Raw genomic sequence first — 14,713 nt, forward strand, 5'->3', positions numbered from 1 at the left:
CCGAACAATGCACCAGATAATACCATACAAACGACCGTTGTTTTAATTCTGGCATGATTTTAGGATTGTTTCTTCTAAAGACAATTTCGCCATTTTGTGAAGCGCATAGAAGAACATATTTTTTTGCTGTTAGCCATACTGGCTGTCACGTTATCTATTGTGTTCTTCCTGCTGCTGGAGCAAAACGCGCCCGGAGCTACTGACGAGCAGTATTTGAGTTCTGTTCAGCAACGTGTAAAGGAGGAATTGCAGGTTAGCGCCAGTGAACTCGACAGCATAACCACGTTGCTGAAGCGAAAGCATAATCCCACCTTTGCCGCCCTTTGCCAACCAACCAAGTATCCATACTTTGTCTTTCGGAACAAGCAGCTTATTTACTGGGCCGATCACCGCTTTGTGCCGGATTATGCCCGGCTTGCACCAGTCACGAAACCGACACTCGTAGACTTCGGAAAAGAGCGCTATATCGTTAGCCACCAGCGCGTTGCTGACGGGGCTGACGAACTTGACGTTTACTCCCTGATTACGATCTACCGGTATTACCACAGCAACAACGCCTATTTACAGTCGAGTTATAATCCTGATATTTTTTCGCTCGATCCGGCGTCTATTTCGGACAAGCGGTTGAGTACGTATCAAACGATTTATAGTAACGCTTCCGATTTTTTGTTCTCAGTCGTTCCGCCTAAAGTCGATGCGTATCGTAATCATTCTACTCCTGTCAATACCGTTATACTAGCCACGCTGGCGGTGATTTTTTTTGGCCTATACGTTATTCAGCTAATGATACGGCTAAGGCGCAAACGCAGGTATGAGTTAGGGTTCATCTGCCTTGCCGCTTATTTAGTACTACTTAGGGCGGTCATGCTTTATTTTGGCGTACCCTTTCTATTTTTTGAAACAGACCTCTTCAACCCTAAATTTTACGCATCTTCCGTGATGGTCCCTTCGCTGGGCGATTTGCTGTTGAATGCACTTGTTATTGCCACACTTGTATTTTACTGGGTCCGGAATTACTACCGTTCTCATAGCTATGCGTATTTGATACAACTGCCAGCTGGCTCCAGAATGCTTGTGTCAATAGTGTGTGTTATTGCGAGCTACGGGGTCTTTACGGTATGCTGTGTGGAACTCAATAACATATACGAAAAATCGCAGTTTACCCTCGACATTACCCTCAACATTCACTTCTCGTTTCTTAAAATTGTTTGCCTGATTGTTTTCATCACCGTATCGTTTATCTACTTTTTAACGACTCATCTGCTGGCAAGTCTGTTTTTACGCTACAATGGGGTAAAACGAATAGGAATGGGTGTTCTGCTGATTTTAGTTGGTACACTTATTACTTGCGGTCTGTGGTTTGCCTTCGGCTTACCGCTTGAGAGCATCACTCTACTCAATGGGGCTTATTTCCTGCTTGTTTACGTCAGTCAGTTTACCAAGACACTCTATACATTTCGGTATAAAACATCCATCTACCTGTTTATGGCGGCCTTTGTTTGCGCCGTAATGACAGCCTATGTGGTTTATAATCAGGAGATAAAAAAGCAGCTGATACATGAGCAGGAGTTTGCTGCTCAGCTTTTGGCCGAAAATGATGAATTCGGGGAGTTCCTGATGACGAAAGCCCAGGAGTCTATTCAGCGCGATGCCGATATTGGCCGGGCATTGCAAATCGACACTGTGCTCGTGCGTGAACGAATTCAGCAGCGGGTTAAAAGCCAGCACCTTGACAAATACTTTGACAAGTATGATATTGAAGTATTCTCTTTCCGGGCCAATGGTCATCCGCTCGACATCAGCCCAAATGCCGCTTCGCTAGAGACGTTTACGAAACGCTATCAGAAGGAGTCTTATCAGACAGAACACCCTGGCATTTACTTTATTAATGAAGTCAGTAATCAGTTCGTGAAGCAGTACGTGTGCTTTATTGCCATACGGCTACCGGAACTGCAATCGGCTTCTGGCGAAAATAGAGCAGGCTTTGCTCATGATACCCTGGGGTATGTCATGTTGGATCTGCGTCTGCGCAACGAGCGCCCGAAAAGTGTTTACCCTGAACTGTTGATTGATAGTAGGTTTATTCAAAGCGCAGATACGCAGGATTATAGTTATGCTTTTTTTAGTGGCCCTGTGTCCGGAAGTTATTCGCAGGGGCAGACACAACGGCACAAACGCCTGTTTAGTACAGGCAGTTATAATTATGACCGGAAACTGGATTTGTCTCTGCTGGACAATATGGCATTATTTGTGAACGGTGTGTTGAGCAATGGTTATCTGCATGTTGCCCAGCGAAGCCAGGATGGCCGAATCGTGGTCGTGTCGTCGGCAGAGTATCCATTCCGGAATATATTCTCCAATTTTTCCTTCCTGTATCTGCTGCTGGTACTTACAGTTATTATTGTTATTCTGGGCTATGCTGTTAATTATGGTTTTTCCCAATTCAGCATTAATTACTCGACCCGAATTCAGATCCTGCTGAATGTGGCCTTTTTTCTGCCGCTGCTGTTTGTGATTGTCATTATTGTGAAGGTGATTAATTCTAACTACATCGCCAACCAGGAAAGTGCCTACATCAGTAATACGCGCAATATAGCGGCCAATTTCCTGACCTATCTGGATGAGCATGTCAATGCAAAAAAACGGAGCAAAGCATCGATGGAGGAGGAGTTAGGGAAAATTGCCCGCGACGCTGACATTAATATCACCCTTTTCGATACACGTGGCCATTTGTACACCTCCACCCGCCCGATCATTTACGAAAGTGGTTACCTATCTAAATACATCAATCCGGAGGCTTACAAGCATATTATCGAAGACAAGGAAAACGAGCGTTTGCTGAACGAATCGTTGGGTGACACACAATACCGGACGGCTTATGCCGGTATCAAATCATACGACGGGCGACTGCTTGGAGTATTAAGTATTCCCTATTTTTATGCCCGTCCCGAACTCGACCATCAAATTATTGAAGTTGTCGCATCTGCATTAAGCATTTTTACCGGCCTTTTCCTGTTTTTTCTTGTCCTGTCTTATTTCGCATCGCACGTATTGACAAAGCCACTCCGGTTGCTGACCCAGAAAATCAGGAAAACAAATCTTGAACTGCCCAACGACCCCTTACCTTGGCAATCGGATGATGAGATCGGTTTATTAATTCGGGAATATAACCGGATGCTGGTCAAGCTGGAAGAAAGTAAGCAGGCGCTGGCACAGAATGAAAAACAATCGGCATGGCGGGAAATGGCCAAACAGGTAGCCCATGAAATCAAGAACCCACTCACACCAATGAAGCTGACGCTGCAACATTTGCAACGGACACTGCCGGGGGGGAATGAGTCGGGGAATGCAAACGATCCTGCCCGCCGAATTATGCTTCGGGCGTTTGACTCACTTCTGGACCAGATTGATAATTTGAGTGATATTGCTACCTCGTTCTCTGAATTTGCCAAGATGCCCCTGCCCAAAAAAGAGGTGTTTGAGGTAACAAATGTATTCAACAAAACGGCTGACTTATACGCTGATGACAAGCGGATTTCGCTTCAGCGGGAAATTACGAACGGGCCCGTTATGGCAGTTGGTGACCGGCAGATGATTGGTCGTATTCTAACCAATTTACTCATCAATGCCATTCAATCGGTTCCGGTGGATCGTAGACCTATAATTGGCCTCAAATTGTTTGTCAATGCCGACAACGTTCAGATCGAAATTCACGACAATGGGGCCGGCATACCAGAGTCGATCCGAAGCAAGGTGTTTCTGCCGAATTTCAGTACGAAACGGGACGGTTCAGGCCTGGGTCTGGCTATTGCCAAGCGTGGTGTTGAACACGCCGGAGGTACTATATGGTTCGAAACAACTGAGGATACAGGCACATCGTTTTTTATATCACTGCCATTAGCAGGGGTTCCGGGGCCTCTGGTAGGAGAGTCTGTAAATTTTTAGATCAGCGGACTAGTCTACCGGAGGTTGTTAATCGGAATGATTATCTGTTTAGTCGAGCGTAACGTGTTTCCAATTCTCGCCCGACCGAATACGATTGAGTTGCGTGTGTGTAATGCCAAACTGCTTGGCAATCATTTTCAGGCGATTTTTATCGTTCAGCAACAGCTTCTTAATAATTCGGACTTTGCTTTCTGTAAGCTTGTAATTGCGCGTTTGGCGGGGCAACTGCCTGTTCTTAAGGTTAGGATTGTTTCGATTGTGCTCAATCATTTCATCCTTCGTCACCCAGCGCAGGTTTAAGTGGTAGTTGTTCAGCTTATCGTGATCCAGGTGGATGACAAATACCTGATCGGCCTTATCCTGCTTAACGAAATGTTCGGCTACTAATTTGTGAACATAACGGTTGAGCGTTTTTCCGGCCGAGCGAATATTCAGTGACCGGTATCCTTGAATTACCGAACCTTTAATAAATTTCCCGGTGGGCTGGCTGGCCTGTATGCCTGCTCTTGTTGCTGAAGCTGACTGAAAGCTACGCAACCGTCCATAATTGGAGACTTCATAATGAGGTGGATTCTCAACGCCCTCAAACACAATCGGTACCCACTTCTCATTCCAAAAACTCTGGCTCTCCCTGGCATTCATGAATGAAGCAAATTTTAAGCGTAATTAATGTCTCAAACATATTGCTGCCTGTCTAAAGATACGGCAGACAAGTTTAAGGTTATACTAATCAACTGTTTGATTATCAGGTAACAATGTGCTACTGTGTCTGATTCATACAGGTAAATAGGATGTTATTGAAATTTAAACCAGAATAAACTAAAATGGTTACCTATTTCTCGAATTCCCCTGCTTTTTGTACAAAAAATAAGGGAAAATGCGAATAGATTACAGGCAATTCAGTAACGAACGTACACCTGTTTTAGCATAGACTGGCAAAGGCTGAAACAGGCAAAGCCACTTCTTTGTTAAGAAAAATAGTCAGGCATACTATACGCTGATCATGCTGACTTGAAGATATGGATACAAGCTTGAAGAAAACCCTGATTGTAGGCGCTACTGAAAAAGCAGGCCGTTACGCCAATCTGGCCGCCTATCGGCTGCTTCGACATGGGTTCGATATAGCGCTGGTTGGCTTAAAAGAGGGGCAAATAGAAGGGCGCCCGATTCAGGTAGGCCAACCTGCTCTGGAAGACATCGATACCGTGACAATGTACGTTGGGCCTCAAAATCAGCCACCTTTGTATGAGTACATTAAACGTCTCAAGCCCCGACGGGTTATTTTTAATCCTGGTGCAGAAAATCCGGAATTTGAACGACAGCTAAAAGCCGAAGGCATAGAGCCAATTGAGGCCTGTACGCTGGTTATGTTATCAGTAGGGACATATTGAGGTGGTGGAATAGTGCAGTAAGTAGTTGGTCGAGTAAGTGCAGTAGTAACCAACCTCCTCTTGACTCCTTTACTTATTGCACTACTCCACCAGTTTACCACTTAATTAAAGCTGATGCCCAGGTGAATCCGCTTCCAAAAGCGGCCAGGCAAACCAGATCGCCGGGTTTGATTCGCCCCTGCTCAAACGCTTCTGTAAGCGCAATGGGAATGGAAGCGGCAGTGGTGTTCCCGTACTGCTGAATATTATTGAATACCTTTTCGTCGGGTAAATTCATTTGCTGCTGTACGTAGCCGGAAATACGGATGTTGGCCTGGTGTGGCACCAGCAGGCTAAGGTCTTCGGGCTGAAACCCATTAGCCGCCAAACTCTCGTTGATAACTTCCATGAATCGAACAACCGCGTGCTTAAAGACCGTATTACCGTTCATGGTAACATTGTAATTACCTTCGGCAATAGTCGCATTGGTCAGCCATTGCCCATCCCGGCTGCTACCGGGATCACGGATATACAACTCTTCGGCATAACGACCATCGGCGTGGAGATGCGTGGAGAGAACCTGGTGCTCTGGGTCGGTGGTGGCTTGTAGCACAGCCGCCCCTGCGCCATCCCCAAAAATGACAGCTACCCCACGGCCTTCATTGCTTTTGTTGAGCAGTGATGATTGTATCTCGGAGCCAACCACTAAAATCGTTTTGTACATGCCGGTTTTAATGAACTGATCGGCAATGGAAAGGGCATAAACAAAACCAGAACATTGGTTTCGAATATCAATAACGCCTATGCCATCCAAGCCCAGTTCGCGCTGCATCAAAAAAGCAGAGCCGGGAAAATAATAATCGGGGGTGATGGTTGCGTAAACGATCAAATCAACCGCCGATGCCTCCAGACCGGCCCGATCCAGCGCCATACGGGAAGCGGCCGTAGCCATGCTGGCGTTGGTGTCTTTGCCGTAGGTGAAATACCGACGTTGCTTGATACCGGTCCGTTCCTGAATCCAGGCATCGGACGTATCCATATATTGAGTCAGATCATCGTTTGTGACGATATTGTCTGGCACATAAAAGCCTAAGCCCTTAATTGTCGAGTGAACTGTATTCATCTGTTGCTGCTAAAATAGTCCGCAAAAATAGCACTTATTCTTGTGGTGCTTATCTTATGCCGTGTGCGGGTACTATTTGTGGTACAAAAAAGTCAATGGTACCTTAAGCCGCATGTAGTTCAAATGAGTATTCTTCCATAATCATGTTGGCCAGTAATTGACGGCAGGCTGCATCGACCGTTGCGCGGGCCTGTTCTTCGGTGTCGGCATCAACCTCAAGGCGAATGTGTTTGCCAATCCGGACATTATCAATGGTGTCCATGTGAAGGTTATGAAGACCCAGTTTAACGGCTTTGCCCTGCGGATCTAAAATTTCCGAACGGGTCATGATGTTAATTTCAGCGATGTATTTCATTATACAGAGTGAAAGAGTGAAAGAAGGCAAGAGCGCTCGATGAGTGACATGATTCACTCTTTCGCTCTCTCGTTCTTTCGCTCATTGGTAAAAAGTGAAACAAGAATATACAGCAGAATAATCAATGGAATGGCTGCGAACTGCAAAAATAGCAAGAGCAATACGGATGCAATCAGAAAACTGAATTTTATCCGGTTTTCAGCCCAGCCAAAGGTTTTGAATTTTAACGCAAACAGGGGCAGATCGGACACCAGCATGAACGAAAAGGCAATCATCATACCCAGCGCAATATCGTTTTTCCAGATCGCATCGAACTGGGGCTGATAGCGTTCCATAAGCGGAAACGCGCCAATAAGCATCGCATTAGCCGGAACAGGCAAACCAATGAATGACTCCGATTGGCGTGTGTCAATGTTAAAATTGGCCAGGCGAAGGGCCGATAAAACAGCAATTAAAAAGGCTCCGTACGAAATAGCGCCCAGGTTCTGAAACCAGCATAGCTGAAAGACAATCATGGCGGGCAAGGCGCCAAACGTTACCACGTCGGCCAGTGAATCAAGTTCTTTGCCAAATGGTCCAGAAACGTGTACCATGCGGGCCACGAAGCCATCTCCGAAATCAAGAATGGCGGCCAGACCAATTAACCAGGCCGCTGTATCCAGATGACCACGGAGTGCCATAACCATGCCGATACAACCGCAGAGCAAATTGCCGCAGGTCATGGCGTTGGGAAGGTGTTTGAGTACGTTCATGTATGTAATAACGAGCTGTCAGCCCGTCAGGTCACCAGGACCAATCGGTATTACTAAAAAAGCAGGGTCGAAAAACCCTCTCAGGCCATTTTAACAAAAGGGTTGCTCCGTTTTTCCTTGCCTATAGTGGTTGATTCCATATGTCCGGCGTATACGGTGTAATCGTCAGGCAGGGTGAAGAACTTGTTTCGAATGCTGTTGATCAGGTCGGCATGATTGCAGTAAGGAAAGTCTGTACGACCTACGCTTCCATTAAACAAAACATCCCCCCCCATAATATATCGGTCGGCATGGTTCACAAAAGCTACATGGCCGGGCGCGTGTCCGGGAACAAAAATGACATCCAGCACAGTGTTCCCAAATCGAAACTGGTCGCCTTCTTTGAGAAACGCATCAATCGTTGACGGCTCATATCCTCGCAGACCGTAGAGCGCGCAGCGGGTTGGTACATCGTTATAGATCACCATATCCGATTCATGCAGGTATGCCTTAACCCCAAATTTTCGCTTTACGTACGCTACGCCAAACACATGGTCGAGGTGCGAGTGAGTGAGTAGTAAGTATTTGACGGTTAGGTTATTACTCGTGATGAAGTGTCCGAGTGCTTCTTTCTCCGCCTGTTCATAACACCCTGGATCAATAATAACCGCTTCACCAGTCGCGTCGTCGGCAATGACGTACGTGTTTTCGTGCAAGGGAGAAAACTCAAAGGTTTGAATCATGGTAACGCGGGTGGAAACCCGTTGAGGCTCATCGTATATATGCATACAGCGCGGGTTTCCACCCGCGTTACGTTACAAAAGTAAAAACACCGTTGGTTTTTTACGTAAGTCGGGCACCTGTGTTTTCCATTCCCGGATCGTCAGGGTACGGACAAAGGCATCGGGACCGGTTAAATTACAGGCTACACAGACGCGCGTATTACCCTGACAATTGGCTAATATCTCGGTAAACATCGCATCGTTGCGGTAGGGTGTTTCCATGAAAATCTGCGTTTGTTGGCGAGTCTGCGCTTCTTTTTCAAGAAACCGTAACGCACGGGCCCGATCCTGCCGCTCAATGGGCAGATACCCATGAAAGACAAACGACTGACCGTTCATTCCCGACGCCATCAAGGCCAGCAAGATAGACGATGGGCCAACCAGTGGTTCAACCCGCCAGCCCAACGTGTGGGCCATGCCAACAACAACAGAACCCGGATCTGCCACACCGGGACAACCGGCTTCGGACAGGACGCCAACATTGCGTTTACGCTCCATCATTTCCTGAATCTGTCGGCGCGTGTCGGCGGGTGGTGTGTCTTTATTAAGTTCAAAAAAAGTTGTTTCGTCAATAACTCGATTAGTTTTCAATCCAGTAATAAACCGCCGTGCGGAGCGAACATTCTCGACGAAATAAGCATCGGTTTTTTCGATAACGTCCCGAATATGTGGCGGAAGTACCTGCTCAGCCGTGTCGTCGGCGAGGAGAGTAGGAATAAGATATAATGTTGGCATAAAGTGATGTTAACCACAGGCCACAAAGCGCATTGCAAGGATCAGACTACTTTATCTGCGTGCGTTTTGTGGCCCTGTGGTTAATTCTTATGTATAAAGTTCATCAGTGCGTCTACAAACTCGACGGGCTTTTCGGCTTGCACCCAATGCCCGGCCCCCTGAATTGTCTCGATCTGTGCATTCGGGAAAATACGTTTAATGGCCGGGATATCGTCGTCGATGATGTACGGCGACTCGCTGCCCCGGATAAACAACGTTGGGGTGGTTACAATGCTTGGATTTGTTAGCTCTTCGCCAATGCCGTGCAACTCCCGTTCAATGACCGGAATATTGATTCGCCAGTCGAATACACCTTCTTCATTCCGGTACAGGTTTTTGAGCAGAAACTGCCGAACGGGTAATATAGGTTCGTAAGCCTGTAGGACGGCATCGGCCTCGTTGCGGCCTTTGATACCCAGTAGATTAATTGCTTTCAGGCCCCGGATGATCTCGGCATGGTGTATCGGGTAAAACTTGGGTGCAATATCGACAACCACAAGTCTGGCAAATGTACCGGGATACGACATAGCGTACTGCATAACGGTTTTGCCACCCATCGAATGCCCGACCAGAATGGGCTGGTCCAGTTTCTGGTCAGTCAGGAATTCGTGTAAATCATCGGCCATATGCTGATAATCCTGGTCATCGGCACGGGGCGACTGCCCGTGGTTCCGCTGGTCGACGAGAAACACGCGGTATCCCTGGGCGGCAATGGTTTTGCTGGTGGTAAGCCAGTTATCGGAGGAGCCGAAAAGGCCGTGTAAGATGACAATGGCCGGGCCTGTTTCGCCCGTTTGCCGGAAGAATAATTTCATATTTTAATGTACGTAAACCACTTTCTCGCGTTGTTCCACCAGTTCACCGAAGCTCTGAAGGTCGAATCCATTTTCGCGGGCTACCCGTTCAAACTCAATGGTGCTTTCCGGCTCAACCGCAATCAGCAAGCCGCCCGACGTTTGCGGGTCGGCCAGGGTATATTTCTCCAGTTCCGTAACGTCACTTATTTTATGCCCATAACTATCCCAGTTACGGACAGTACCACCCGGAAAACTTTTTTGTGCCAGGTATTCCGGTAAAAGGGCGAGTTTGGGTACATCAGCAAAGGTTACGACGGCACTTAAGCCCGAGCCTTCTGCCATTTCGGTCAGGTGGCCCAGCAAGCCGAAGCCCGTTACGTCGGTGAGCGCTTTCACATAAGGGAGCTTACCCAGAACTGCTCCGAAGCTGTTGAGCTTTGCCATTTGAGCGGGCGCTATATCGGCGTGTTCGGGTTTAAGAATTCCTTTTTTCTGGGCTGTTGTCAGAACGCCAACGCCGAGGGGCTTTGTCAGGTACAGTTTGCAACCCAATGTGGCCGTATTGTTCTGTTTAAGGTGATCGAGCCGAACCCGCCCTGTAACGGCCAGACCAAAAATAGGCTCGGGCGAGTCGATACTATGGCCGCCTGCCAGTGGAATACCCGCTTCGCGGCAAACCGCCCGTGAGCCTTCCAGCACTTGTGCGGCTACCTCGGGGGGAAGTTTGTCCAGCGGCCAGCCTAAGATAGCGATGGCCATGATGGGTTCACCCCCCATAGCATACACATCACTAATAGCATTGGCCGATGCGATGCGCCCAAAGTCAAACGCATCGTCAACGATAGGCATAAAGAAATCGGTGGTGCTGATAATAGCCTCCCCATTCCCCACGTCCATCACGGCAGCATCATCTCTGGAGTCGTTACCAACGAGTAAATTGGCAAAAACCGGAACGTTGTTCGGTTCGGCTGCCAGGCCTTTAGGGCCGCTAGTCTGACCGTGCAGAATCCGGTCCAGAATTTTGGGTGATATTTTGCATCCACAACCCGCTCCGTGGCTGTATTGGGTGAGTTTAAAGGCAGTTGTTTCGGTTGGTATCATAACGTGACAAAGCTAAGACGGAAACAGTTGAGTATTGTACATAACCATTCTTTATGTACATATCAACAAGTAGAATGGTTCTTCTTTCTTCAGCATACTCGATGCCGAGCAAAATGGGCTTAACAATTTGGTAATCACATGCAATAGAACGTATCCAGTCTTAAATTGGGTTATTTTTAGAATTTTATATACAGGTATTGATAATCTGGTACTTTTTTAAGAACCCCCATCTCGCAGCTCAAAAAAATAAAGCATATTTGTCTCCAAATTGGGGCTTCACCGAACTTGACTTGTGTCCCAAGACAATCAACCAAATCAAACACTTCTATGTCTAAAAATTTACTGCAATTTCGACTGGCGCTCGTGCTAATCGGCAGTATTCTGATGGTTGTTCTCAGTGGGAACGCAGCCATAGCACAAGTAACGACGTCTGTTATTAATGGACTGGTAACAGACGATAAAGGCGCGGCCTTACCGGGTGCTACGGTTGTAGCTGTGCACGAACCATCGGGTAGCCGTTATGGTACAACGACAAACACTTCGGGTCGTTATACACTGCCAGGTGTGCGGGTAGGTGGTCCTTTCAGAATAACAGCCACATTTGTAGGGTTTAAAGATCAGGTAACCGAAGGTGTTTTCACTAACCTGGGTACGTCTTCGGATGTAAGTTTTAAAATGGCTGATAACAGCACGCAGTTATCAGAAATCGTTGTTTCGGGTAATCAAAACGGTATTATCAGTTCCAACCGGACTGGTGCCGCAACCTCGTACGGCCGCGGAACGATCAATACAATTCCAACACTGGGCCGTACCATTGCTGATATTACCAAATACAATGCATATGGTAATGGACAGTCGTTTGGTGGTCAGGATGCCCGTTTTAACAATATTACGATTGACGGTGCTGTGTTCAATAACGGTTTCGGCTTGGGCAACAGTGCTTCGGCTGGTGGCCGGACGGGTACGACTGCCGTTTCGCTGGACGCACTTGATGAAGTTCAGTTGAACGTTGCTCCTTTTGACGTTCGTCAGACTGGTTTCTCGGGTGCCAGCATCAACGCTGTAACGCGTTCCGGTACCAACGATTTTTCTGGCTCGGTTTATTATCTGTTCAGAAATAACAGTTTAGCTGGTAAAAAAGCCGACGGTAAAGATCTGCCACCGGTTACGATTGATCAGAAAACAACCGGTTTCCGAATTGGTGGACCGATCATCAAAAACAAACTATTCTTCTTCGCTAACGTAGAGCAGTTCAAAAGCAGCCAGCCAGCTTTAGATTTCGTAGTTGACCGCGGACCTAACACAGCTGGTAACAAATCTCGTGTAACGGAAGCTGATCTGACAGACCTCAATCAGTTCATGCAGTCGAAGTTTAACTACTCGCTGGGTGCTTTTGATAACTTCAACAATGAAGTGAAAAGTACAAAAGGGCTGATTCGTCTGGACTATAACATTAACGACAATCATAAACTGTCTGTACGTTATTCGCACCACGATTCGGAGTCGGGCCAGATTATCAGTAATAGCAACAGCAGTAACACCGCCGGTAATGGTAACCGTACTAACTCGGCATTGGCACTTTCTGCAGAAAACACAGGTTACATTATTGCTGACAACACTCGGTCTATTGCCGCTGAATTGAACTCAACGTTTAATGGTAAGTTTGCCAACAAACTGGTTGCTACCTACAACAAGCAGATTGAGGACCGGACTTACAAGACGGGTGTCTTCCCAACGGTTGATATTCTGAAGGACAATACGACCTACACAACGGTTGGCTTTGATCCCTTCACGCCAAACAACAAGTTGAACTATTCGACGCTGAATATCACAGATAACTTCAGCTACTTTGCGGGTAACCATACGCTGACACTTGGGTTATCTTACGAAAAGTTTACCTCGAACAACGTATTTTTCCCGGCTTCGAACGGCGTTTATGTATATAACTCAATTGCTGACTTCAAGACGGCGGCACAAGCTTTCCTGGATAATCCGAACGCGACAACGTCGCCAGTCACAGTGGCGCGTTATAACCTCCGTTATTCGTTGCTGCCAGGTGGAGCAGAACCGTTGCAGACATTGAACCGGAGTACTTATAGTGCGTACGTTCAGGATGAATTCCAGGTACGACCAAATTTCAAACTGACGGCCGGTATTCGCGCTGATATCTTTGCCTACGATAACTCGACCGCTAAGGATTTCTACAATCCTGTGGTGGGTGCCCTTAATTTCCGGGATGAAAATGGTGCTAACTACGGCATTAATACCGGTGCTTTTCCCAAAGCGCGTTTGCTGATTTCTCCCCGCGTTGGCTTCAACTGGGATGTGAAAAATGACAAAATGACGCAGATTCGGGGTGGTAGTGGTTTCTTTGTATCCCGTATCCCAGAAGTGCTTGTGTCTAATCAGTTGGGTAACAATGGTGTAAATACAGCTGTTATCAACGTTACGAGCACAAATGCTTATCCGTTTACAACTGATCCGAGCCGGTTTGTTCCTGGTACAACGGATATTTCAAAGCTGCCGCCTTACGTGATCAATGCTACGGACCCAAACCTGAAGTACCCACTCGTTTGGAAAACCAACCTGGCCATCGACCAACGGCTACCATGGGGCTTAGTAGGAACGCTTGAAGTAATTTATAACAAAACGCTTCAGGGGCTGCGCTATATCGATGCTAACCTGAAAGCTCCGGATCGTACGCTTAGCGGTACTGATACCCGAGGTCGTTTCCCTGCATCGGGTGTAGCCAGCTCAGGATCGGGTGCTAACAATACTGTTAACATTGCCCGTTTCTATAACACGGCTGTTACGAACGCCTTCGTTCTGAAAAACTCGACTCAAGGTGATGCGTATACCTTCACCGCTAAACTTGAGAAGCCAACATCGAATGGGTTTGGGGGTATGCTCGCCTACACCTATGGTCTGGCCAGAGATTTACAATCGGTTGGTAGCACAGTACAGGCAAACATTCCGACCGTACAGGGTCAAAACTATCTGGGCGTTTCATTTGCTGATAACGACCTGCGTCACCGGATCATTGGTTACGTAAACTATCGGCTGAACTACGGCGGTAAATTTGGTGGATCGACAACCTTCACCTTAGGTACGCAGTCGACCAGCGGTTACAAAGTGTCGTACGTTGTGGGTGGTGATCTGAACGGCGATGGCCAGACAGCAAATGATCTGATCTATGTACCGAAGACTGCCTCAGAATTGACATTTTCACCGTTAACAGTAGGTTCTGGTGCTACAGCACAAACGTACTCTCCGGAGCAACAGCAAGCGGCTTTTGACGCTTATATCAACAATAATGAATACCTGAAAACTCGTCGTGGGCAGTATGCTGAGCGTAACGGTGGCTATTCTCCCTGGTTAACTCGGTTTGATTTCACCGCTATTCAAGAGTTTTACATCGCAACGGGAGCTAAAGGCACACGCCATACACTCCAGTTCCGGGCCGATATCCTGAACGTTGGTAACCTGCTCAACAACAAATGGGGTGTAGGGTATGCAAACACGTCTACACAGCCATTATCTCTGGTTTCTGGCACGCCTAACGCTGCTGGTGTTCCTTCGTATCGTCTTGGTACACAGAACGTAAACGGTCAGACGGTTTTGTTACAGGATTCATTTGTAAAGAGCATTACGATTGATAACGTTTGGCAGGCACAGCTTGGCGTTCGTTACTCATTCTAAGTAAACTATTGAGTAAAGAAAAATCCCCCGCACAGG

11 protein-coding genes are annotated in these 14,713 nt (G+C 47.2%); 3 read left to right on the top strand and 8 right to left on the bottom strand.

All coding sequences use genetic code 11. The annotated features are described in order from the left end of the window. Positions 1–96: 96 nt before the first annotated feature. Positions 97–3,945, top strand: coding sequence for a HAMP domain-containing sensor histidine kinase (locus tag NT073_RS13270; RefSeq protein WP_297374073.1), 3,849 nt, complete (start codon positions 97–99; stop codon positions 3,943–3,945). Positions 3,946–3,993: 48 nt separating this feature from the next. On the opposite strand, the gene NT073_RS13275 is transcribed toward NT073_RS13270, so the two are convergent. Further along, a complete protein-coding gene (locus tag NT073_RS13275; protein WP_297374076.1) occupies positions 3,994–4,587 on the bottom strand; it encodes an NUMOD4 domain-containing protein in 594 nt (197 codons plus the stop codon). 377 nt (positions 4,588–4,964) lie between these two features. Between NT073_RS13275 and NT073_RS13280 the strand changes: the two genes are divergently transcribed. After that, entirely contained in the window at positions 4,965–5,336 is a 372-nt protein-coding gene (locus NT073_RS13280; RefSeq protein WP_297374078.1) for a CoA-binding protein, read from the top strand. 94 nt (positions 5,337–5,430) lie between these two features. Here the strand turns inward: NT073_RS13280 and NT073_RS13285 are convergent, their stop codons facing one another. From NT073_RS13285 to selD, 7 genes are all read right to left on the bottom strand, one after another. Next, positions 5,431–6,438 carry a beta-ketoacyl-ACP synthase III gene (locus NT073_RS13285; protein WP_297374081.1) on the bottom strand — a complete coding sequence of 336 codons (1,008 nt, stop codon included), beginning with the start codon at positions 6,436–6,438 and terminating at the stop codon, positions 5,431–5,433. Positions 6,439–6,541: 103 nt separating this feature from the next. Further along, positions 6,542–6,793, bottom strand: coding sequence for a phosphoribosylformylglycinamidine synthase subunit PurS (gene purS, locus NT073_RS13290; RefSeq protein ID WP_297374084.1), 252 nt, complete (start codon positions 6,791–6,793; stop codon positions 6,542–6,544). A gap of 53 nt (positions 6,794–6,846) precedes the next feature. Further along, on the bottom strand, positions 6,847–7,545 hold the full coding sequence (pssA, locus tag NT073_RS13295) for a CDP-diacylglycerol--serine O-phosphatidyltransferase (protein ID WP_297374087.1): 699 nt from the start codon (positions 7,543–7,545) through the stop codon (positions 6,847–6,849). Between the two features lie 80 nt (positions 7,546–7,625). Beyond that, positions 7,626–8,267 carry an MBL fold metallo-hydrolase gene (locus tag NT073_RS13300; protein ID WP_297374776.1) on the bottom strand — a complete coding sequence of 214 codons (642 nt, stop codon included), beginning with the start codon at positions 8,265–8,267 and terminating at the stop codon, positions 7,626–7,628. Between the two features lie 72 nt (positions 8,268–8,339). Further along, positions 8,340–9,041 carry an SAM-dependent methyltransferase gene (locus NT073_RS13305; RefSeq protein WP_297374090.1) on the bottom strand — a complete coding sequence of 234 codons (702 nt, stop codon included), beginning with the start codon at positions 9,039–9,041 and terminating at the stop codon, positions 8,340–8,342. Positions 9,042–9,121: 80 nt separating this feature from the next. Then, positions 9,122–9,895 (bottom strand): alpha/beta fold hydrolase, encoded by a 774-nt coding sequence (locus tag NT073_RS13310; RefSeq protein ID WP_297374092.1) that lies wholly within the window; start codon positions 9,893–9,895, stop codon positions 9,122–9,124. A 3-nt stretch (positions 9,896–9,898) separates the two neighbouring features. Continuing rightward, positions 9,899–10,978: a selenide, water dikinase SelD gene (selD, locus tag NT073_RS13315; RefSeq protein ID WP_297374095.1), complete on the bottom strand. Its 1,080-nt coding sequence runs from the start codon at positions 10,976–10,978 to the stop codon at positions 9,899–9,901. A 327-nt stretch (positions 10,979–11,305) separates the two neighbouring features. Between selD and NT073_RS13320 the strand changes: the two genes are divergently transcribed. Next, positions 11,306–14,677 carry a carboxypeptidase regulatory-like domain-containing protein gene (locus NT073_RS13320; protein ID WP_297374098.1) on the top strand — a complete coding sequence of 1,124 codons (3,372 nt, stop codon included), beginning with the start codon at positions 11,306–11,308 and terminating at the stop codon, positions 14,675–14,677. Positions 14,678–14,713 lie beyond the last annotated feature (36 nt).

The organism is Spirosoma sp. (genome assembly GCF_026391055.1).
Taxonomy (GTDB): domain Bacteria; phylum Bacteroidota; class Bacteroidia; order Cytophagales; family Spirosomataceae; genus Spirosoma.

What these genes read in the sequence shown, in the direction of transcription:
- pssA (WP_297374087.1), bottom strand. Translation starts at nt 7,545, where the DNA reads ATGAACGTACTCAAACACCTTCCCAACGCCATGACCTGCGGCAATTTG.
- NT073_RS13320 (WP_297374098.1), top strand. Translation starts at nt 11,306, where the DNA reads ATGTCTAAAAATTTACTGCAATTTCGACTGGCGCTCGTGCTAATCGGC.
- NT073_RS13280 (WP_297374078.1), top strand. Translation starts at nt 4,965, where the DNA reads ATGGATACAAGCTTGAAGAAAACCCTGATTGTAGGCGCTACTGAAAAA.
- purS (WP_297374084.1), bottom strand. Translation starts at nt 6,793, where the DNA reads ATGAAATACATCGCTGAAATTAACATCATGACCCGTTCGGAAATTTTA.
- NT073_RS13310 (WP_297374092.1), bottom strand. Translation starts at nt 9,895, where the DNA reads ATGAAATTATTCTTCCGGCAAACGGGCGAAACAGGCCCGGCCATTGTC.
- selD (WP_297374095.1), bottom strand. Translation starts at nt 10,978, where the DNA reads ATGATACCAACCGAAACAACTGCCTTTAAACTCACCCAATACAGCCAC.
- NT073_RS13285 (WP_297374081.1), bottom strand. Translation starts at nt 6,438, where the DNA reads ATGAATACAGTTCACTCGACAATTAAGGGCTTAGGCTTTTATGTGCCA.
- NT073_RS13275 (WP_297374076.1), bottom strand. Translation starts at nt 4,587, where the DNA reads ATGAATGCCAGGGAGAGCCAGAGTTTTTGGAATGAGAAGTGGGTACCG.
- NT073_RS13305 (WP_297374090.1), bottom strand. Translation starts at nt 9,041, where the DNA reads ATGCCAACATTATATCTTATTCCTACTCTCCTCGCCGACGACACGGCT.
- NT073_RS13300 (WP_297374776.1), bottom strand. Translation starts at nt 8,267, where the DNA reads ATGATTCAAACCTTTGAGTTTTCTCCCTTGCACGAAAACACGTACGTC.